Here is a 20,714-nt window from a genome sequence, read left to right on the forward strand (position 1 = left end):
GGAGAAGGATTCGAACCTTCGAAGTCTGTGACGGCAGATTTACAGTCTGCTCCCTTTGGCCGCTCGGGAATCCCACCAGGGACTGAATTGTTGTGCTCTGAAGCGGGGCGCATCATACCAAATGCGCCATGGCTGTAAAGCGACGACTGGCAAAAGGTGAATCGTTTGCCCACTTTTTGCCCGTAGCGCTGGAATGTCAGCCAATCCAGCGCCGTTTACGCTTAAAGAATAATCGTGCGGTTACCATAAACAAAAACACGCTGGCCCAATACTTTATCCAGCGCGCGGCTCAGCACGTTTTTTTCGACGTCGCGTCCGGCCCGCATCATCTCTTCGGCGGTGTAACTGTGATCGACATTAATCACGTCCTGCATGATGATCGGACCTTCATCAAGGTTATCGTTAACGTAGTGTGCCGTTGCGCCAATGATTTTCACACCACGTTCGTAAGCCTGATGGTAAGGCCGTGCGCCGATAAAGGCCGGCAGGAAAGAGTGGTGAATGTTAATAATCTGATTTGGGTAGCGCTGCACAAAGCCCGGCGTCAGCACGCGCATGTATTTGGCAAGCACCACATAATCGGGCTGATAACGATCAATCTCGTCCGCCATGCGGTTGTCATGCTCTTCGCGCGACAAGCCTTCGTGGCTGACCAGAACAAACGGAATATCGAAACGCTCTACCAGCGAACGCAACGTGTCGTGATTACCGATAACGGCGGCGATTTCCATATCGAGGCCGCCAAACGCACTCTTCATCAGCAGGTCGCCAAGGCAGTGTGCTTCTTTGGTAATGAGAATAACAACACGGCGACGGCCTGCGCTATGCAGTTCACGCACGGAACCTTGCGGAAGGGCACTGTCGAGATCGGCCAGCAGGGTGGTGTCGTTAAAAATCCCCTCCAGCTCTGTGCGCATAAAAAAACGCCCGGTGCGATGGTCAACAAACTCATTGTTTTGCACGATATTCAGTTCGTGCTTGTAACAAATATTGGTGATTTTGGCGATCAGACCTTTTGCATCGGGACAAATGGTTCGTAAAACTTTTCTTTGCATGGTTTGCGCTTGCATCTCAATCAGAGTCCTGTCAAAGCATTAAGGGTAAAACCGTTACGCAGGCAACTGCCTTAGCCGCAACATTTTTTGTATTTTTTATCGGCGCCACAAGGACAGCGATCGTTACGCCCAATGGCGGGCGTCACTCCGTCTACATAGTACCAGCGTTGATCCTCGCGAAGAAAGCGTGAACGTTCGTACATTGCCCGATCGGCGCCGTTTTCACGATAACGGGCGAAAAAAGTCACAAACGATTCGTCATCATCACGCCCCGGTTCACGCTGCGTGATGTTCAGGCTCAGCCATTCAGTACCAGCAAAACTTTCAGACAACAGTCCCGCAAGTGCCGGATCGCGCCGGGTAGGATGCCAAGTAGACACCAGGTAGTTGACGTCATGTTTGACATAAGCGCAGTAGCGAGAGCGCATAAGTTGTTCAGCTGATAAGGGAATTTCTGCTCCTTTAACAAAGGGCTGACAACATAGGCTATACTGCTTGCCGCTACAGCAAGGGCAAGATTCGGACACACTTTCTCCTGTTAATCACAGTCGTTGTTGATGATATCGTTTACTTTATCTGACCCATGCTTATGACGCTACGTATTGACGCCAGGAACCGAGCAAGATGAGAAAGCAAAAGATTGGATTGGCTCTGGGTTCCGGTGCCGCCAAAGGATGGGCGCATATCGGCGTCATCGAAGCGTTGGAAAGCGCAGGCATTGAAATTGATGTAGTCGCCGGGTGTTCAATCGGTGCCCTGGTCGGTGCGGCTTATGTCAATCACCGGTTGCCCCATATGAAAAAATGGGTCAGCGCTTTTAGCTACTGGGATGTGATCCGCCTGATGGATCTCTCCTGGCAGCGCGGCGGACTCCTGCGCGGTGAACGCGTATTTAACCATGTCCGCCAGCTCATCACGAATGATGCGCTTGAGTCATGCGATAAGCCCTTTGGCGTAGTGGCGACCAACCTGAGCACCGGGCGTGAATTATGGCTCACTGAGGGAGAATTGCATCAGGCGGTTCGCGCTTCCTGCAGTATGCCAGGTTTATTACCACCGGTCGGCTACAATGGATATTGGCTGGTAGACGGTGCCGTGGTGAATCCGGTGCCGGTTTCGCTAACGCGCGCACTGGGCGCTGATGTGGTTATTGCCGTCGATCTTCAACACGATGCGCACCTGATGCAGCCTGATTCAATGGTGCTGACGCCACAGAGTTCTGAAGAACATGCCGCGGCTGTCGCACTGAATCTTGACTGGCGCGGAAAGCTGCGCCAGAGGCTGGTCAGTTTTACCCAGCGACGCGCATCACAAGTGCCGGGCGCGATGGAGATCATGGCAACATCCATTCAGGTCCTGGAAAATCGCCTGAAGCGAAACAGGATGGCAGGCGATCCGCCCGATGTGCTCATCCAGCCGTTTTGTCCACAAATATCCACGTTGGATTTTCATCGTGCAGAAGAAGCTATTGCGGCTGGGAAGGTTGCCGTTGAGAAACAAATGGATGAATTATTACCGCTGGTCCGTAGAAGATAATCTGGTTGTTCACGCACAGATGTTACTTCGGTCTATTCTGAAAGGCGCAACTGCGTTTTATGAACCACTATTGAATTATCGGGTACGCAGGGGGATGGAATGGAAAAACCACTGATCGGCAAAAAGATACTCATTGTCGAAGATGAGGCCGTTTTCCGTTCGCTTTTAAACCAATTTCTGTCATCGATGGGGGCTGTCACAGTTGAGGCAGAAGATGGCCTCGAGGCTATTGAGCAACTGAAGCAGCATGCTGTGGAGCTGGTGATTTGTGATCTTGAGATGCCGCGCATGAGCGGTATCGAATTCGTTGAACACGTGCGCAGCCGGGGTAACAGCGTCCCGATTTTGATTATTTCCGCCACAGAAAATATGTCCGATATTGCTCAGGTTTTGCGTCTTGGCGTACAGGATGTGCTGCTTAAGCCGCTAAAAAACTTTGAACGTTTTCGTGAAGCGGTTTACGAATGCCTCTATCCCTCCATGTTTACCTCAAAGGTGGAGGAAGACGAGCAGCTGTTTCAGGACTGGGACGCTCTGGTTCGCGATCCCTCTGCGGCGGCAAAACTCCTTAAAGAACTTCAGCCACCCGTACAACAACGCATTGCTAACTGTCGGATCAACTATCGGCAACTGACGATGGCCGAGCAGCCAGGTCTGGTGCTGGATATTGCGGCGCTTTCAGACAAAGATCTCGCCTTTTATTGTCTTGACGTTACGCGCGCAGGCGACAACGGCGTACTGGCCGCCTTGCTTTTGCGCGCCTTATTTAACGGACTCCTTCAGGAACAGTTATCTGGCCAAAAACAACGCTTACCTGAGCTGAGCAGTCTGCTCAGACAGGTTAATTTGCTGCTGCGCCAGGCAAATCTGACCGGTCAGTTCCCGTTGCTGGTGGGCTACTATCACCGCGGATTAAAAAATCTGGTACTGGTTTCAGCCGGATTAAATGCAACGCTGCACGTTCAGGCCCATCAAATACAACTCAGTAACGGTGTGCCACTTGGCACTATGGGCAGTACACATACTAACCAAATAAGCCAGCGCGCTGATGACTGGCAATGCCATATTTGGGGGGCCGGAGGCCGCATACGACTGATGTTATCGTCTGACCAGTAAACCCGTATGGATAGTTTATTATCTGATGGGAGACAGGGCCAGAAGTTAGCTTTACACTTGGGTAATAGTCTTAAATTCTACGGATAGCGGTCTTCCAGGATAAATCCGTTCACGACTAACTGATATACTCATTTCCGAATTTAAACCGACATATCAAGCATTAAAACTTGAACGGCCTATAAGAGAGGTATTTTGATGTCTGCCTATAAGACCAAAGTAAAAAAAGCGGTAATTCCAGTAGCGGGTTTGGGTACACGTATGTTGCCTGCTACCAAAGCGATTCCAAAAGAAATGTTGCCGCTGGTTGATAAGCCGTTAATTCAGTATGTCGTTAACGAGTGTATTGCTGCGGGTATTAATGAGATTGTGCTGGTTACTCACTCCTCTAAAAACGCCATTGAGAACCATTTTGATACCAGTTTTGAACTGGAGTCTATGCTGGAAAAACGCGTCAAGCGCCAGCTGCTGGACGAAATTCAGTCCATCTGTCCTCCGCACGTGACCATCATGCAGGTCCGTCAGGGCATCGCGAAAGGTCTGGGCCATGCGGTCATGTGTGCACATCCTCTGGTCGGCGATGAACCTGTTGCGGTCATCCTGCCTGACGTGATCATCGACGAATACGAATCTAACCCAACCAAAGATAACCTGGCAGAAATGCTGAGCCGTTACGAAGAGTCTGGCCGTAGTCAGATCATGGTTGAGCCCGTCAGCGATGTGACGGCATACGGTGTTGTAGATTGTCAGGGTGCAGAACTGAATCCTGGTGACAGCGCGCCTATGGTCGGGGTTGTTGAGAAACCTAAAGCGTCTGAAGCGCCATCCAACCTTGCGGTTGTCGGTCGTTACGTTCTGTCTGCGGATATCTGGCCACTGCTGGCGAAAACGCCTCCAGGTGCCGGTGGCGAAGTTCAGCTCACCGACTCCATTGCCATGCTGATGGATAAAGAAACCGTCGAAGCCTATCACCTGAAAGGGGTAAGCCACGACTGTGGTAACAAACTGGGTTATATGCAGGCTTTCGTTGAATATGGTGTCCGCCATCCGGTATTGGGTAAAGAGTTCACTGAATGGCTCAACAATACTGTTAGCGATAAAAAGTAATTTTAAACACAGGATAGCTCAATGAAAGTCACTGTATTTGGTATCGGCTATGTCGGTCTGGTTCAGGCTGCGGTGTTGGCCGAAGTCGGACATGACGTTCTCTGCATTGATGTGGATGAAAACAAGGTCGAGAACCTTAAAAAAGGCAAGATCCCAATTTTTGAGCCGGGTCTGACGCCGCTGGTTATGTCGAATTACGAATCGGGTCGCCTGAAGTTCAGCACTGATGCTGCTCAGGGCGTGAACCACGGTGTAATGCAGTTTATCGCCGTCGGCACGCCGCCTGATGAGGACGGCTCGGCCGATCTGAAATATGTTACTGCCGTAGCGCGTACCATTGCTCAGCACATGACAGATCACAAAGTCGTGATTGATAAGTCAACGGTACCGGTCGGAACGGCTGACAGAGTCCGTGCTGTCATGACAGAAACGCTGCAGGCGCGCGATGCCAACATCAGCTTTGATGTGGTATCCAACCCAGAGTTCCTGAAAGAAGGCGCGGCCGTTAACGACTGTATGCGCCCTGAGCGTATCGTTGTCGGCACCGACAATGATGACGTGGTGGAGCTGTTGCGTGAGCTGTATGAGCCATTCAACCGTAACCACGATCGTATGATTTTGATGGATATTCGCAGTGCAGAACTGACGAAGTACGCCGCTAACTGCATGCTGGCGACGAAAATCAGCTTTATGAACGAAATTTCCAATCTCGCAGAACGTTTAGGTGCGGATATCGAAAAAGTGCGCCAGGGGATTGGTTCTGACTCACGTATCGGCTATCACTTTATCTACCCAGGCTGCGGCTATGGCGGTTCCTGCTTCCCGAAAGACGTTCAGGCGCTGATCCGCACAGCGGAGTCTATTGGTTATACACCGCGCCTGTTGAAGGCGGTGGAAGACGTCAACGACAGCCAAAAGACAAAGCTGCCCACCTTCATTAAACGCCACTTCGGTGACGATCTGAAAGGTAAAACGTTTGCGCTGTGGGGCCTGTCATTCAAGCCCAACACAGATGATATGCGCGAAGCATCCAGTCGCGTGTTGATGGAAACGTTATGGGAAGCGGGTGCCTCTGTTCAGGCGTTCGATCCGGAAGCCATGGACGAAGCGCAGCGCATCTATGGTCATCGCGACGATCTGAAGCTGATGGGAACCAAAGAAGCGGCGCTGCACGGTGCAGACGGCCTGGTGATTTGTACGGAATGGCAAAATTTCCGTGCACCTGACTTTGACGTGATTAAGAGCGCACTGAAAGAACCCGTGATTTTTGATGGACGTAACCTGTATGATCCAGAGCGTATCAGCAAACGCGGCTTCGTTTATTATGCAATCGGCCGCGGAGCATCTATCCAGGCTGTGTGATTAACGAGGGATTTATGAATTTTCTGGTAACCGGCGCAGCAGGCTTTATTGGCTTTCATGTCAGTCAACGCCTGCTGGCCGCCGGTCACCAGGTTGTCGGTCTTGACAACCTGAATGACTACTATGATGTAAACCTTAAACAAGCTCGCCTTGATATCATCGGTGACAATCCATCCTTTACCTTTATTAAAGCCAATTTGGCCGATCGTCAGGCTATTGCCACACTTTTTGAACAGCACAATTTTCAGCGCGTTATTCATCTGGCCGCTCAGGCAGGGGTGCGTTACTCACTCGAAAACCCCCATGCGTATGCCGATGCAAACGTCATTGGGCACCTGAATATTCTTGAAGGCTGCCGCCACCATAAAATCGAGCATCTGCTTTATGCTTCATCCAGTTCGGTTTATGGCCTGAATAACAAGATGCCATTTTCAACAGAAGACAGCGTCGATCATCCCGTGTCATTGTATGCCGCGACGAAAAAAGCCAATGAGCTGATGTCGCATACCTATTCACATCTCTATCAATTGCCTACCACTGGCTTACGTTTTTTCACGGTCTATGGCCCGTGGGGACGTCCGGACATGGCGTTGTTTAAATTCACCCGCGCAATGCTTGCAGGCGAGGCGATAGATGTTTATAACCAGGGGCAAATGAAACGCGACTTTACTTATATCGATGATGTTGCAGAGGCGGTTATTCGCTTGCAGGATGTTATCCCGCAGGCGGACGCAGACTGGACCGTGGAAACGGGTTCTGCCGCGTCAAGCTCTGCCCCTTATCGCATATATAACCTTGGCAATAGCCAGCCGGTGAGCCTGATTCACTATATTGAAGCGATTGAGAAAGCGTTGGGTGTGAAGGCAAATAAAAATCTGATGCCCATGCAACCGGGGGACGTGCTGGCAACCAGCGCGGACACAACCGCATTATTTAATACCATTGGATTTAAACCCCAAACCGGTGTTGATGAAGGCGTAAGGCGCTTTGTAGACTGGTATCGAAATTTCTATTCAATCTGAAAATAAAAAAAAGGAAGCGATCGCTTCCTTTTTTTTCTGGTGCGGATAATCTTAAAGCTAAAGTAAAGCTAACAATAAGCGAAACAGGCTAAGCATTACAGCAGGAAGTCGTCTAACTGCTTACCTTGTTCTTCCATGGCTTTCTTGATTGCTGCTGGCGTACGGCCCTGACCCGTCCAGGTTTTGGTCTCGCCATGTTCATCTACAAACTGATATTTAGCCGGGCGGGCAGCACGTTTGGCTTTGCCAGCCGTTTTTGATTCTGACAGGGTATTGAATAATTCGTTGGGATCGATACCATCCGCTAACAGCATCTCGCGATATTGCTCAAGTTTACGCGCACGCTCTTCGTTTTCAGCTTTAGAGTTTGACTCTTCGTCGCGACGTTCATTTACCACGACGTCCAGTTTTTCCAGCATTTCTTCCAGCGTTTCCAAAGAACACTCTCTGGCCTGGGCACGCAGCGTGCGGATATTATTAAGATTTTTAAGTGCTTCGCTCATTGTCCTGATCTCTGAATAATTAATAGGAGAGTTGTTCTGCCCGCTAATAGTAGTGGTGGAGAAAAATAAGTTCAACATTAAATTAATTTTTAGCTTAAAAAGAGTAAGCGAGGAATTTAATAAATTATTAATTCACCCCGATGAAGTGTGATGTCAGGTGGGTTGAATCAATGAAAAGATTAAGATCTTAGCTGAAAATGCGCTGATACATTATCGGTATAAAAATAATGTTTAATCACACATGTGCTTTAATATTTATCCTGACTTGAAGACCCAATGCCGCATCATATTAACCGCTGCATCATCAATGAGTGATGCTAATCTGAACAGCATAAGGTGAAAATCCCCCCAGCAGCAACCTGTAGATATGCTAAAATCGGCCCTGTTTTTTCATCGTATCCGAGAATCGGCGCAAATGGCTCAACTCTATTTCTACTATTCGGCAATGAACGCCGGTAAATCAACCGCATTATTGCAGTCATCCTACAATTATCAGGAACGCGGGATGCGCACGCTCGTCTATACCGCTGAGATCGACAATCGCTTCGGCGCAGGCAAGGTGAGCTCGCGTATTGGATTATCTTCTCCTGCGGTGCTTTATAATGCAGCCAGCCAGCTTGATGTGGAAATTGCCCAGGAACATGCGCGACAACCCGTTCACTGTGTACTGGTGGACGAAAGCCAGTTTCTGACGCGTGAGCAGGTTAAGGCCTTGTCTGACGTGGTAGATAATCTGGATATTCCCGTACTCTGCTACGGGCTGCGTACCGATTTTCTTGGTGAACTCTTCACCGGTAGCCAGTATCTTCTGGCATGGGCGGATAAGCTGGTAGAGCTGAAAACGGTCTGTCATTGTGGACGTAAAGCGGGCATGGTGCTGCGTCTGGACAGTGACGGTAAACCTTTCAGAGAGGGGGAGCAGGTCGTCATCGGCGGCAACGAACGTTATATCTCCGTATGCCGTAAGCATTATAAAAAGGCGATAGAGCAGGGTTGTTTGCAGGCATCCATGGGGCGCAAACCCCCGTGGGGGAATAAATAGCCCTCAATGAGCGCCGGGCTGCTTTTCCATGGCGCTCGTTAAGGGCGCAAGGCGATGCGATCACGGACTTTATTCCTTTTCCCGTCCGGCTCAGGTCGATATTCTCTTCACTACCCTGATTCACCAGGCAGCAGTGTTTAACGAAGCGGTAAACCCGCCATAAAAAACCCCTTGAGGCACGGGCCAGACAAGGGGTTTCGGCAGCCCGTTCATCGGGCGCGGAGCGGATTAGGCTTTTTTAGCTTTCTTCGCCGCTTTGCTGTCACTGACAGGTTGAGCCTGAGCAGCCTCGGCGGCACTGGCGAACGGCTCGACAAATTTACGGCCGTAGTAGCTGTCCAGCATCAGCTGTTTGAGTTCGGCAATCAGCGGATAACGTGGATTCGCGCCAGTACACTGGTCATCAAAGGCATCATCCGCCAGTTTATCGACTTTCGCCAGGAAGTCTGCCTCCTGCACACCGGCTTCACGAATCGAGGCCGGAATACCCAGTTCCGTTTTGATTTCATCCAGCCATACCAGCAGCTTCTCAATTTTCTGGGCAGTGCGGTCGCCCGGCGCGGTGAGACCAAGATGATCCGCAATTTCAGCATAACGACGACGCGCCTGGGGACGATCGTACTGGCTGAATGCGGTTTGCTTAGTAGGGTTGTCATTGGCGTTATAGCGAATAACGTTGGAAATCAGCAGCGAGTTAGCCAGTCCATGAGGAATATGGAACTCAGAGCCAAGCTTATGCGCCATTGAGTGACAAACCCCGAGGAAGGCGTTCGCAAAGGCGATACCGGCGATGGTGGCGGCATTATGTACACGTTCACGGGCAACCGGATTTTTTGCACCTTCTGCATAGCTCGCCGGTAAGTTCTCTTTAAGCAGCTTAAGCGCCTGCAGGGCCTGACCATCGGAGTATTCATTGGCCAGGACCGACACATAGGCTTCCAGCGCGTGCGTCACCGCATCCAGACCGCCGAAAGCACAAAGTGAACGTGGCATATCCATGACCAGGTTGGCATCAACGATAGCCATATCCGGCGTCAGCGCATAATCGGCCAGCGGGTATTTCTGTCCGGTCGCGTCATCCGTTACCACGGCAAAAGGCGTCACTTCTGAACCTGTGCCTGAGGTTGTCGTAATGGCCACCATGCGCGCTTTCACGCCCATTTTAGGGAACTTATAGATACGTTTGCGAATATCCATAAACCGCAGTGCCAGCTCTTCAAAATGGGTTTCTGGATGCTCATACATGACCCACATGATTTTGGCTGCATCCATCGGCGAACCGCCGCCCAGGGCGATGATCACGTCTGGCTTAAAGCTGTTCATCTGTTCTGCACCTTTACGCACGATGCTTAAGGTGGGATCCGCTTCAACCTCAAAGAAAACTTCGGTTTCGATGCCGTGAGATTTTAAAACGCGGGTGACCTGATCGGCATAACCGTTGTTAAACAGGAAGCGGTCAGTCACCACAAACGCGCGTTTGGCACCGTCAGTGGCGATCTCTTCAAGCGCAATGGGTAAAGAGCCGCGACGGAAGTAAATGGACTTCGGAAGTTTATGCCACAACATATTTTCAGCTCGCTTAGCGACGGTTTTCTTGTTGATGAGATGTTTGGGCCCCACGTTTTCAGAAATGGAGTTACCGCCCCAGGAACCACAACCCAGTGTCAGAGAAGGGGCGAGTTTGAAGTTATATAAATCACCAATACCGCCCTGAGAAGCTGGCGTGTTGATCAGAATGCGGGCTGTTTTCATCTTGTCGCCAAAATAGTGCACGCGCGCTGTCTGATTGTCCTGGTCGGTATACAGGCATGACGTATGACCAATACCGCCCATCGCCACCAGTTTCTCCGCTTTGCTGACGGCATCCTGATAATCTTTAGCACGGTACATCGCCAGTGTCGGCGACAGTTTTTCATGAGCGAAAGGCTCTGATTCATCGACCCGTTCAACTTCGCCAATCAGGATTTTGGTTTCACCAGGTACGCTGATGCCGGCCATCTCCGCAATCTTCACCGCAGGCTGGCCCACAATGGCGGCGTTAAGCCCACCGTTTTTTAGAATGATATTTTGTACCGCACTCAGCTCCTGTCCCTCAAGCAGATAGCCACCATGGCTGGCGAAGCGCTCGCGCACGGCGTCGTAGACGGCATCCACCACGATAACCGACTGTTCAGAGGCACAGATCACACCGTTATCAAACGTTTTTGACATCAGGATGGAGGCAACGGCGCGTTTAACATCAGCTGTTTCATCGATGACAACGGGCGTGTTACCGGCCCCCACGCCAATCGCCGGCTTACCTGAGCTGTAGGCGGCTTTGACCATGCCGGGGCCACCCGTCGCCAGAATCAGGTTAATATCAGGATGGTGCATCAACTGATTGGACAGTTCCACAGAAGGTGCATCAATCCAGCCTATAATGTCTTTGGGCGCGCCAGCGGCAATCGCTGCCTGCAGGACAATATCCGCCGCTTTGTTCGTCGCATCTTTGGCTCGAGGATGGGGGGAGAAGATAATCCCGTTGCGGGTTTTAAGGCTGATAAGTGCCTTGAAAATCGCGGTGGAGGTAGGGTTAGTGGTGGGGACGATACCGCAAATCAGGCCGATGGGTTCAGCGATTGTGATGGTGCCAAACGTATCATCGGTGTCCAGTACGCCGCAGGTTTTCTCATCCTTATAGGCGTTGTAGATGTATTCAGAAGCGAAGTGATTTTTAATGACTTTGTCTTCAACAATGCCCATGCCCGATTCTGCCACCGCCATTTTAGCGAGTGGAATTCGGGCATCCGCGGCGGCCAGTGCGGCTGCGCGGAAGATGGCATCGACCTGTTGTTGAGAAAAATTGGCGAATTCTTGCTGGGCTTTTTTTACACGTTCAACCAGTGCATTGAGTTCAGCGACATTAGTAACGGCCATTGTGCTCTCCTGAGGAAGTTAAACTTTTTTTAGTAAACAAGCCTGAATCCCTGAGTATAGCCATGGTGCAAACGGCACGGTTTACGGGAATAAAGCAGCGGTTTTTCAATTGTTTACTAAAAGAGCTTCTCTCTGTTTCGAAATAATGAGACCTGCGTTACTGACAGAGAAAGAGTATCGGGTTTGGGAGAGAACAATGATGATTTAGATCAATTTAAACCCAAGCTGACTCCTTTCAGCTCTGCATTCAGGGGGGCCGGGCTGGGGGATAATAAACGGGGCGTAAAAGTAACATCTTCCACAAGATAGTTAATGCGTGGTTAAAGCCACTAAATTGTAAGTAAAATAACAGCATAAATAACTGCTTAGGCATCTGGCGCCCACGGCTTTTTTCACTTACATTAGGCGCGTTTTTCATCTGGGATGGGGAGTTAACCGTGAATCCTGCGTTATTAGATCTGTCTGGCTATATCAAGTTTTTCGTAGGCCTGTTTGCACTGGTTAATCCCATCGGCATCATTCCGGTATTTATTAGCATGACCCGCTATCAGGGCGTGGCAGAACGCAATAAAACCAACCTGACGGCCAACCTCGCGGTGGCGATTATTCTCTGGACCTCGCTGTTTCTGGGCGATGCAATCCTGCATGTCTTCGGTATCTCTATCGACTCGTTTCGCATTGCGGGCGGGATTCTGGTGGTGACCATCGCTATGTCGATGATTAGCGGCAAGCTGGGCGAGGATAAGCAAAATAAGCAGGAAAAAACGGAAACGGCAATTCGGGAAAGTATTGGCGTGGTTCCCCTTGCGCTGCCGCTTATGGCGGGTCCAGGCGCCATCAGTTCGACTATCGTCTGGAGCACACGTTATAACAACTGGCTCAACCTTTTGGGTTTTACCGTTGCGATTGCTGTTTTTGCCTTTAGCTGTTGGCTGCTGTTCCGCGCTGCGCCTTTAATGGTCAGGCTGTTAGGGCAGACAGGGATTAACGTGATTACCCGTATCATGGGATTGCTGTTAATGGCGCTAGGTATTGAATTTGTGGTGACCGGCATCAAGGCAATTTTTCCCGGTCTGGTTGGGTAAACCGACTTATTTAATCGCATTTAACAAGAAATGAACCAATAGGGTGCAAAAGACGATTTTTTTGCACCGTATTGATGCAATTATTTATCTCTCTTCACATCCTTCTTCAGTTATCACTTCCGCTAATAACCTTCGCTGCAGCGCCAGTGCTGGCATCGCGGCATGTCACTATATTCACACTATATTCTGCTCTCGCAGCGGAAGTTGGCATGATTAATGCTGGTCTACGTCGCTTAAACCGTTTTTTAAATGATGTGACGGTGTGTATTCACACTACAACAACGCAACGCCAGGGTAGAAATGTTGTTTTTTGGTTAAATTGACATCAAAGTGATGAGATTGTTTATTAATCAGTCTGTTAAGCTATTTTTAGGGCGAAAATTAACACTTCCACTGGGAAAAATCTCATGATAAAAGAGAAACAGGTAACATTTTAGCGATTTAGTTTTGGCGCCCCTCTGCAGCATCTGCTAATTTTCGGCGCATTAATAATGTTTTCCCAAACGTCAAAAGCAAAAGATTTATTCCTTATTGATGCTGGGATATCAGAATAAAAATTGGCATTTAACAAGGGTGTGGGAAATGAACGCGCAGCACTACCTGGCTTGTCTGGCACTAACCTTAACCGCATTGCCCACCTGTGCTGCCACCGTGCCATCAGACGTGACGCTCTCCGCCGTACAGCAAATCGTGATTAATAACGGTTCGGAAGTTGCCTCGCTCGATCCGCATAAAGTCGAAGGTGTACCGGAGTCAAACATCATCCTCAACCTGCTGGATGGGCTGGTTAACACGGACAATAACGGTAATGTGGTGCCGGGTGTGGCTGAGCGCTGGGAAAACCAGCAAGGTAAAATCTGGACATTCACCCTGCGCGACAATGCCAAATGGAGCAATGGGGAGCCGGTTACGGCACAGGACTTCGTTTACAGCTGGCGTCGTCTTGCCGATCCTAAAACTGCGTCGCCCTATGCCAGCTATCTGCAGGCTGCCCATATTGCGAATGTCGATGCGATTCTTGCCGGTAAAGTTGCCCCCGATCAACTGGGCGTGAAAGCCCTGGACGATCGCCATCTGCAAATTACCCTGACCGAACCGGTGCCTTATTTAGTGGCCATGCTGGCGCACACCGCGATGAAACCCGTTTACGCACCTGCCATCGAAAAGTGGGGTGAGGGCTGGACCCAACCCGGTCACTATATCGGTAACGGCGCCTATACGCTGAATGACTGGGTGGTGAATGAGAAAATTGTTCTGAAGCGTAATCCTCTTTACTGGAACAATGCTCAGACCGTTATTGAGCAGGGAACGTTTCTGGCCATCAGCTCGGAAAACAGTGATATCAATCGCTATCGCAGCGGTGGCATTGATATGACCAACAGCGCGGTTCCGCCCGACTTGTTTGCTAAATTGCGCAAAGATATGGGTGATGAGGTTAAAGTCAGTCCGCTGCTCTGCACCTTCTATTACGAAATTAATAGCAAAAAACCGCCGTTCACCGATGCCCGCGTGCGCGCTGCGATCAAAATGACGCTGGATCGCGATATCATCGCTCGTAAGATCATGGGGCAAGGGCAAATTCCGGCCTACAGCTTTACGCCGCCTTACATCGCAGGCGCTGCGTTATCTTCCCCAGACTGGATGGCGTGGACACAGCCGCAGCGAAACGCGGCTGCGAAAAAACTGCTGGCCGAGGCGGGTTACAACGATAAAAATCCGCTGCGCTTTACGCTGCTCTATAACACATCCGATCAAAACAAAACCCAGGCCATCGCCGCCGCGTCCATGTGGCAACGCAATTTGGGCGCGCAGGTTACGTTGCAGAATCAGGAATGGAAAACCCTGCTGGAAACCCGGCATCAGGCACAATATGACGTTGTGCGCGCCACCTGGTGTGCGGATTACAATGAGCCCTCAACATTCCTGAATATGTTCCAGAGCCAGTCGTCGACCAATACCGCGTTTTACCACAGTGCGGAATACGACCGTCTGTTAGCCGCAACATTAACGGCTGAAAATGAAGCGGACCGCGCATCATTGTATCAGCAGGCAGAAACACAACTCGACAAAGACTCAGCAATTGTGCCAGTTTACTATCGCGTCAGCGTGCGGCTGGTTAAACCCTGGGTTGGCGGTTTTACTGGCCACGATCCGCAGGACATGACAGACCTGAAATACTATTTCATTAAAAAACACTGAGTCACGCGCTTAACCGGCGGCACAGTCGGGAAGGGCGTGGCCGTGCAGACCACACAACAGGGTCAATACGCCCCAGGTGGCAAACACCGGGGACCCGAATACGGGGAACGCTGAGGTCGCAAACACCCTCAGTGAAAATAAAAAACTGGAGTTAAGAATGAACAACATCACGAAAAAAACCTTGATTGCTGCCAGCGTCTTTGCAGCGATGAGTGCGCTCGCAGCGAACAGCGTTATGGCAGCCACAGTACCTGCCGGCGTAGAACTGGCCGCGAAGCAGGAGCTGGTTAAAGGAAACGGTAGCGAGGTTCAGTCACTGGATCCGCATAAAATCGAAGGCGTTCCGGAATCTAACGTGAGTCGTGATCTGCTGGAAGGTCTGGTCATCAGCGATACGGATGGTCATCCCATTCCTGGTGTGGCTGAAAGCTGGGATAACAAAGACTTTAAAGTCTGGACTTTCCACTTGCGTAAAAATGCAAAATGGTCAAATGGTGAACCTGTCACTGCTCAGGATTTCGTCTACAGCTGGGAGCGTTTGGCCGATCCGAAAACCGCATCGCCTTATGCCAGCTATCTGCAATACGGCCATCTGGCTAACGTTGATGATATTATCGCTGGCAAGAAGCCCCCAACAGACCTGGGCGTAAAGGCGATTGACGATCATACACTGCAAGTGACCTTAAGCGAGCCGGTGCCTTATTTCTATAAATTACTCATTCACCCCTCAATGTCGCCAGTTAATAAAGCTGCAATCGAAAAATTCGGTGACAAGTGGACTCAGCCAGAAAACTGGGTGGGTAACGGTGCGTTTAAGTTGGAATCACACGTTATCAACGAACGTATTACCGTTGTGCGTAACCCTGAATACTGGGATAACGCGCATACCGTGCTGAACAAAGTCACTTTCCTGCCAATCTCGTCGGAAGTCAGCGATGTAAACCGTTACTTCTCTGATAACGGCAGTGACATGACCTATAACAACCTGCCTATTGAGCTGTTTAAAAAATTGCAGCGTGACAACGGTAAAGAGCTGCATGTTGACCCGTATCTGTGTACCTACTACTACGAAATCAACAACCAGAAAGCGCCATTTAACGATCCGCGCGTTCGCGCTGCGCTTAAGCTCGGCATCGATCGCGACATTATCGTAGACAAAGTCCTGGCGCAGGGCCAGAAACCGGCTTACAGCTACACGCCGCCAGCGACAGATGGAATGGAATTGGTGAAGCCTGAGTGGTTTACCTGGTCACAGGAAAAACGTAATGCCGAAGCGAAAAAGCTGCTGGCTGAAGCCGGTTATACGCCAGAAAAACCGCTGACCTTTAATCTGCTGTACAACACCTCTGACCTGCATAAGAAACTGGCCATTGCCGCGTCATCTATCTGGACGAAAAACCTGGGTGTGAAAGTGAAGCTGGAGAACCAGGAGTGGAAAACCTTCCTGGATACCCGCCACCAGGGCAACTTTGACGTTGCGCGTGCAGGCTGGTGTGCAGACTACAACGAACCGACATCGTTCCTGAATACCATGCTGTCTGACAGCAGCAACAATACCGCGCACTATAAGAGCCCAGCTTTCGACAAGCTGATGAAAGATGCGTTGGCCACTACAGATGATAAAGCGCGTTCGGCTGATTACGAGAAGGCAGAGCAGCAGCTGGATAAAGACTCTGTGATCGTGCCGCTTTACTACTACGTTAACACGCGCCTGGTGAAACCTTATGTTGGCGGTTATACCGGTAAGGATCCGCTGGATAACGTAGCAGACAGAAACCTGTACATCATCAAGCACTAATAAAACACCAAGAACAGCGGCGGCGCGTTACGCGCCGCCAGTACTTTTTTTAATGCAATGTGAAGCACCAGCCTGGTAGGTACGGCAATGTTAAAATTCATTCTGCGTCGGTTGCTTGAAGCAATTCCGACGCTTTTCGTTCTGATTACCATTTCCTTCTTTATGATGCGACTGGCGCCCGGCAGCCCTTTTACCAGCGAGCGCACCCTGTCGCCAGAGGTCATGGCAAATATCGAGGCGAAATATCACCTCAACGATCCTATCGGTAAGCAATACGTTGATTATCTGATTCAACTGGCGCATGGCGATTTCGGGCCCTCGTTCAAGTACAAAGACTATTCGGTCAATTACCTGGTCGGCCATGCCTTCCCGGTTTCAGCCAAACTCGGCCTTGCTGCCTTTATCCTGGCAGTCGTTCTGGGCGTCACGGCGGGCGTTATTGCGGCGCTGAAGCAGAACAGCCTGTGGGATTACGTTGTGATGGGGGTGGCAATGACCGGCGTGGTGATACCGAGTTTTGTGGTAGCGCCGCTATTGGTTCTGGTGTTCGCAATCACGCTTAAGTGGCTGCCGGGTGGCGGCTGGAATGGCGGTCAATGGAATTACATGCTGCTGCCGATGGTGGCGCTCTCACTGGCCTACATTGCCAGTATTGCGCGCATCACCCGCGGCTCGATGATTGAAGTTATGCACTCCAACTTTATCCGTACCGCGCGAGCGAAAGGGCTGCCGCTGCGTCGTATCGTGTTACGTCATGCACTGAAGCCTGCGCTGCTGCCGGTCATTTCCTATATGGGGCCGGCCTTTGTGGGCATCATTACCGGTTCTATGGTCATCGAGTCGATTTACGGACTGCCGGGTATTGGTCAGCTGTTCGTGAACGGTGCACTTAACCGTGACTATTCACTGGTGCTGAGCCTGACCATCCTGGTGGGGCTGTTGACCATCCTGTTTAATGCGATCGTCGATGTGCTGTATGCCGTTATCGACCCGAAAATCCGCTACTGATTCTGGAGTTCGCCATGATGTTAAGTAAGAAAAATAGCGAAGCTCTTGATGCATTCAGTGAAAAACTGGAAGTCGAAGGGCGAAGCCTGTGGCAGGATGCCCGTCGTCGTTTCATTCATAACCGCGCCGCATTAATCAGCTTGATGGTGCTGATGCTCATCACGCTGTTTGTGATTTTCGCGCCTATGCTGTCGCAATTCTCCTATTTCGATACCGACTGGGGAATGATGTCATCACCGCCCGATACCACGTCGGGACACTGGTTTGGCACCGACTCCTCGGGGCGCGATTTGCTGGTGCGCGTAGCCATTGGCGGGCGCATTTCACTGATGGTCGGGATTGCTGCCGCGCTGATCGCCGTGATCGTGGGGACCTTGTACGGTTCAATCGCGGGTTATCTGGGCGGGAAAACCGATTCCGTGATGATGCGTATTCTGGAAATCCTTAACTCCTTCCCGTTTATGTTCTTCGTTATCCTGCTGGTGACCTTCTTTGGCCGCAATATTCTGCTGATCTTTGCCGCTATCGGCATGGTGTCCTGGCTGGACATGGCGCGTATCGTGCGCGGGCAGACATTAAGCCTGAAGCGCAAAGAGTTTATTGAAGCTGCACACGTTGGCGGTGTTTCCACCTGGAAAATTGTGACGCGCCATATCGTCCCCAACGTTCTGGGCGTCGTGGTGGTTTACGCTTCGCTGCTGGTGCCCAGTATGATTCTGTTTGAATCTTTCCTGAGCTTTCTGGGGCTGGGAACGCAGGAGCCACTGAGTAGCTGGGGCGCACTGCTCAGCGATGGTGCGAACTCCATGGAAGTCTCGCCATGGCTGTTACTGTTTCCGGCGACGTTCCTGGTCGTCACCTTGTTCTGTTTCAACTTTATTGGCGATGGCCTGCGTGATGCCCTCGACCCCAAAGATCGTTAAGGAGTTTCCCGATGACTATTCATGAATTTCAGCCTGCTCAGGCTGCGCGCGCGGGAAGCGAACTGCTGCTTGAAGTGAAAGATTTACGCGTAACCTTTGGCACGCACGATGGTGACGTCACCGCTGTTAACGATCTCAACTTTTCACTGCGGGCAGGTGAAACCTTAGGGATTGTGGGCGAGTCGGGTTCGGGTAAATCCCAGACCGCCTTTGCGTTAATGGGGCTGTTGGCCAGCAACGGGCGCATCGGTGGTTCGGCGTTGTTCAACGGTAAAGAGATCCTGAATTTGCCTGAGAAACAGCTGAACCGACTGCGTGCCGAGCAAATCGCCATGATCTTCCAGGATCCCATGACGTCACTGAACCCCTATATGCGGGTCGGCGAGCAACTGATGGAAGTGCTGAAGCTGCATAAAGGGATGAGCAATGCACAGGCATTTGAAGAGTCAGTAAGAATGCTGGATGCGGTTAAAATGCCGGAAGCGCGTAAACGTATGAAAATGTATCCCCACGAGTTTTCGGGTGGGATGCGTCAACGTGTGATGATTGCGATGGCCCTGATGTGTCGGCCTAAGCTGCTGATTGCCGATGAGCCGACAACCGCACTGGACGTCACGGTTCAGGCGCAGATCATGACCTTGCTGAATGAGCTTAAGCGCGAGTTTAACACCGCGATCATTATGATCACCCACGATTTGGGTGTGGTTGCGGGCATTTGCGATAAAGTTCTGGTGATGTATGCCGGACGCACCATGGAATATGGCCGCGCCCGTGATGTGTTTTATCAGCCCGCACATCCCTATTCTATTGGTTTGCTGAACGCTGTACCCAGACTGGATGCGGAAGGGGAAAGTCTGACGACGATACCGGGTAATCCGCCTAACCTGCTGCGTTTGCCGCAGGGTTGTCCTTTCCAGCCGCGCTGCCCTCACGCTATGGATATCTGCTCCAACGCACCGCCGCTGTTACCTTTTGCAGAAGGGCGTTTGCGCGCCTGCTTTAAGCCGGTGGAGGAACTCGTATGAGCAGCCTGGCAGAAAAGAAAGTGTTACTCGAAATCGCCGATCTGAAAGTCCATTTTGATATCAGGGATGGCAAGCAGTGGTTCTGGCAGCCGCCAAAATCTCTCAAGGCGGTGGACGGTGTCAGCCTGCGCCTGTATGAAGGTGAAACCCTGGGCGTCGTCGGGGAATCCGGCTGCGGCAAGTCTACGCTGGCGCGGGCCATTATTGGCCTGGTAAAAGCCACCGAGGGCCGCGTTTCATGGCTCGGGCGTAACCTGCTGGGGCAGAGTGAAGAAGAGTGGCGTAAGGCGCGAAGCGATATCCAGATGATTTTCCAGGATCCGCTGGCCTCGCTGAATCCGCGTATGACCATCGGCGACATCATTGCAGAGCCGTTACGCACTTATCATCCGGAGCTGTCGCGTCAGGATGTCAAAGATCGCGTCAAGACCATGATGATGAAGGTAGGGCTCCTGCCTAACCTGATCAACCGCTATCCACACGAGTTCTCGGGTGGACAGTGCCAGCGTATCGGTATTGCGCGCGCATTGATACTTGAGCCTAAGCTGATTATCTGCGACGAGCCGGTGTCGGCCCTGGACGTGTCCATTCAGGCTCAGGTCGTTAACCTGCTGCAGCAACTGCAACGTGAAATGGGCCTGTCGCTGATTTTTATCGCCCATGACCTCGCGGTGGTTAAACACATTTCCGACCGCGTGCTGGTGATGTATCTGGGGCACGCCGTGGAGCTGGGCACCTACGACGAGGTGTATACCAATCCGCAGCATCCCTATACCAAAGCGCTGATGTCGGCGGTGCCGATTCCCGATCCGGACCTGGAAAAAAATAAGCAAATCCAGCTCCTGGAAGGGGAATTACCCTCACCGATTAATCCGCCCTCCGGCTGTGTGTTCCGGACGCGCTGTCCGATTGCCGGCCCTGAGTGTGCGAAAACCCGGCCGCTGCTTGAAGGCAGTTTCCGCCATGCGGTGTCCTGCCTGAAGGTGGATCCTCTGTAAAACAAAAAGCCGGGCAATCGCC

Annotated in this window: 17 protein-coding genes; 13 read left to right on the plus strand and 4 right to left on the minus strand. The window is 51.1% G+C overall.

Annotated elements, in window-relative coordinates; all coding sequences use genetic code 11:
• Window positions 1-221 precede the first annotated feature (221 nt).
• Both purU and QLG08_RS04160 read right to left on the minus strand, forming a co-directional pair.
• Window positions 222-1,070 carry a formyltetrahydrofolate deformylase gene (gene purU / locus QLG08_RS04155; protein WP_013025975.1) on the minus strand — a complete coding sequence of 283 codons (849 nt, stop codon included), beginning with the start codon at window positions 1,068-1,070 and terminating at the stop codon, window positions 222-224.
• Window positions 1,071-1,126: 56 nt separating this feature from the next.
• On the minus strand, window positions 1,127-1,582 hold the full coding sequence (locus QLG08_RS04160) for a YchJ family protein (RefSeq protein WP_014593829.1): 456 nt from the start codon (window positions 1,580-1,582) through the stop codon (window positions 1,127-1,129).
• A gap of 97 nt (window positions 1,583-1,679) precedes the next feature.
• On the opposite strand from QLG08_RS04160, the gene rssA reads away from it, so the two are divergent.
• From rssA to QLG08_RS04185, 5 genes are all read left to right on the plus strand, one after another.
• Window positions 1,680-2,591 carry a patatin-like phospholipase RssA gene (rssA, locus tag QLG08_RS04165; RefSeq protein ID WP_024471782.1) on the plus strand — a complete coding sequence of 304 codons (912 nt, stop codon included), beginning with the start codon at window positions 1,680-1,682 and terminating at the stop codon, window positions 2,589-2,591.
• 99 nt (window positions 2,592-2,690) lie between these two features.
• Entirely contained in the window at window positions 2,691-3,707 is a 1,017-nt protein-coding gene (gene rssB, locus QLG08_RS04170; RefSeq protein WP_014605716.1) for a two-component system response regulator RssB, read from the plus strand.
• Between the two features lie 195 nt (window positions 3,708-3,902).
• The gene (gene galU / locus QLG08_RS04175) at window positions 3,903-4,811 is read left to right on the plus strand and encodes a UTP--glucose-1-phosphate uridylyltransferase GalU (RefSeq protein WP_014593827.1); all 909 of its coding nucleotides are present in this window, start codon (window positions 3,903-3,905) and stop codon (window positions 4,809-4,811) included.
• 21 nt (window positions 4,812-4,832) lie between these two features.
• Window positions 4,833-6,173 (plus strand): UDP-glucose/GDP-mannose dehydrogenase family protein, encoded by a 1,341-nt coding sequence (locus QLG08_RS04180; RefSeq protein WP_013025970.1) that lies wholly within the window; start codon window positions 4,833-4,835, stop codon window positions 6,171-6,173.
• A gap of 14 nt (window positions 6,174-6,187) precedes the next feature.
• Entirely contained in the window at window positions 6,188-7,195 is a 1,008-nt protein-coding gene (locus tag QLG08_RS04185) for an NAD-dependent epimerase (protein ID WP_014593826.1), read from the plus strand.
• Between the two features lie 95 nt (window positions 7,196-7,290).
• Here the strand turns inward: QLG08_RS04185 and hns are convergent, their stop codons facing one another.
• Window positions 7,291-7,698, minus strand: a complete 408-nt coding sequence (gene hns, locus QLG08_RS04190) for a histone-like nucleoid-structuring protein H-NS (protein WP_110286789.1) — start codon at window positions 7,696-7,698, stop codon at window positions 7,291-7,293.
• 415 nt (window positions 7,699-8,113) lie between these two features.
• Between hns and tdk the strand changes: the two genes are divergently transcribed.
• On the plus strand, window positions 8,114-8,740 hold the full coding sequence (tdk, locus tag QLG08_RS04195; RefSeq protein WP_282472819.1) for a thymidine kinase: 627 nt from the start codon (window positions 8,114-8,116) through the stop codon (window positions 8,738-8,740).
• 228 nt (window positions 8,741-8,968) lie between these two features.
• Here tdk and adhE read toward each other — a convergent pair whose 3' ends face one another.
• Window positions 8,969-11,656 (minus strand): bifunctional acetaldehyde-CoA/alcohol dehydrogenase, encoded by a 2,688-nt coding sequence (gene adhE, locus QLG08_RS04200; RefSeq protein ID WP_110286787.1) that lies wholly within the window; start codon window positions 11,654-11,656, stop codon window positions 8,969-8,971.
• Between the two features lie 437 nt (window positions 11,657-12,093).
• On the opposite strand from adhE, the gene QLG08_RS04205 reads away from it, so the two are divergent.
• The 7 genes from QLG08_RS04205 to oppF all read left to right on the plus strand — a co-directional run bounded on the left by QLG08_RS04205 (window position 12,094) and on the right by oppF (window position 20,692).
• Entirely contained in the window at window positions 12,094-12,741 is a 648-nt protein-coding gene (locus tag QLG08_RS04205) for a YchE family NAAT transporter (RefSeq protein WP_013025965.1), read from the plus strand.
• 582 nt (window positions 12,742-13,323) lie between these two features.
• A complete protein-coding gene (locus QLG08_RS04210) occupies window positions 13,324-14,940 on the plus strand; it encodes an ABC transporter substrate-binding protein (RefSeq protein WP_110286786.1) in 1,617 nt (538 codons plus the stop codon).
• Between the two features lie 157 nt (window positions 14,941-15,097).
• The gene (oppA, locus tag QLG08_RS04215) at window positions 15,098-16,738 is read left to right on the plus strand and encodes an oligopeptide ABC transporter substrate-binding protein OppA (RefSeq protein ID WP_014593821.1); all 1,641 of its coding nucleotides are present in this window, start codon (window positions 15,098-15,100) and stop codon (window positions 16,736-16,738) included.
• Between the two features lie 87 nt (window positions 16,739-16,825).
• Window positions 16,826-17,746 (plus strand): oligopeptide ABC transporter permease OppB, encoded by a 921-nt coding sequence (gene oppB, locus QLG08_RS04220; protein WP_013025963.1) that lies wholly within the window; start codon window positions 16,826-16,828, stop codon window positions 17,744-17,746.
• Between the two features lie 14 nt (window positions 17,747-17,760).
• Window positions 17,761-18,669 (plus strand): oligopeptide ABC transporter permease OppC, encoded by a 909-nt coding sequence (oppC, locus tag QLG08_RS04225; RefSeq protein WP_013025962.1) that lies wholly within the window; start codon window positions 17,761-17,763, stop codon window positions 18,667-18,669.
• An 11-nt stretch (window positions 18,670-18,680) separates the two neighbouring features.
• Window positions 18,681-19,694, plus strand: a complete 1,014-nt coding sequence (locus tag QLG08_RS04230) for an ABC transporter ATP-binding protein (RefSeq protein WP_013025961.1) — start codon at window positions 18,681-18,683, stop codon at window positions 19,692-19,694.
• The gene (oppF, locus tag QLG08_RS04235) at window positions 19,691-20,692 is read left to right on the plus strand and encodes a murein tripeptide/oligopeptide ABC transporter ATP binding protein OppF (protein WP_013025960.1); all 1,002 of its coding nucleotides are present in this window, start codon (window positions 19,691-19,693) and stop codon (window positions 20,690-20,692) included. The genes QLG08_RS04230 and oppF overlap by 4 nt, the downstream gene beginning before the upstream one ends.
• Window positions 20,693-20,714: the final 22 nt, after the last annotated feature.

The organism is Pantoea sp. V106_11 (assembly GCF_029967885.1).
GTDB classification, from domain to species: domain Bacteria; phylum Pseudomonadota; class Gammaproteobacteria; order Enterobacterales; family Enterobacteriaceae; genus Pantoea; species Pantoea ananatis.

What these genes read in the sequence shown, in the direction of transcription:
- galU (WP_014593827.1), top strand. Translation starts at nt 3,903, where the DNA reads ATGTCTGCCTATAAGACCAAAGTAAAAAAAGCGGTAATTCCAGTAGCG.
- adhE (WP_110286787.1), bottom strand. Translation starts at nt 11,656, where the DNA reads ATGGCCGTTACTAATGTCGCTGAACTCAATGCACTGGTTGAACGTGTA.
- hns (WP_110286789.1), bottom strand. Translation starts at nt 7,698, where the DNA reads ATGAGCGAAGCACTTAAAAATCTTAATAATATCCGCACGCTGCGTGCC.
- oppA (WP_014593821.1), top strand. Translation starts at nt 15,098, where the DNA reads ATGAACAACATCACGAAAAAAACCTTGATTGCTGCCAGCGTCTTTGCA.
- QLG08_RS04185 (WP_014593826.1), top strand. Translation starts at nt 6,188, where the DNA reads ATGAATTTTCTGGTAACCGGCGCAGCAGGCTTTATTGGCTTTCATGTC.
- QLG08_RS04180 (WP_013025970.1), top strand. Translation starts at nt 4,833, where the DNA reads ATGAAAGTCACTGTATTTGGTATCGGCTATGTCGGTCTGGTTCAGGCT.
- tdk (WP_282472819.1), top strand. Translation starts at nt 8,114, where the DNA reads ATGGCTCAACTCTATTTCTACTATTCGGCAATGAACGCCGGTAAATCA.
- oppB (WP_013025963.1), top strand. Translation starts at nt 16,826, where the DNA reads ATGTTAAAATTCATTCTGCGTCGGTTGCTTGAAGCAATTCCGACGCTT.
- oppF (WP_013025960.1), top strand. Translation starts at nt 19,691, where the DNA reads ATGAGCAGCCTGGCAGAAAAGAAAGTGTTACTCGAAATCGCCGATCTG.
- oppC (WP_013025962.1), top strand. Translation starts at nt 17,761, where the DNA reads ATGATGTTAAGTAAGAAAAATAGCGAAGCTCTTGATGCATTCAGTGAA.
- purU (WP_013025975.1), bottom strand. Translation starts at nt 1,070, where the DNA reads ATGCAAGCGCAAACCATGCAAAGAAAAGTTTTACGAACCATTTGTCCC.
- rssA (WP_024471782.1), top strand. Translation starts at nt 1,680, where the DNA reads ATGAGAAAGCAAAAGATTGGATTGGCTCTGGGTTCCGGTGCCGCCAAA.
- QLG08_RS04230 (WP_013025961.1), top strand. Translation starts at nt 18,681, where the DNA reads ATGACTATTCATGAATTTCAGCCTGCTCAGGCTGCGCGCGCGGGAAGC.
- QLG08_RS04210 (WP_110286786.1), top strand. Translation starts at nt 13,324, where the DNA reads ATGAACGCGCAGCACTACCTGGCTTGTCTGGCACTAACCTTAACCGCA.
- rssB (WP_014605716.1), top strand. Translation starts at nt 2,691, where the DNA reads ATGGAAAAACCACTGATCGGCAAAAAGATACTCATTGTCGAAGATGAG.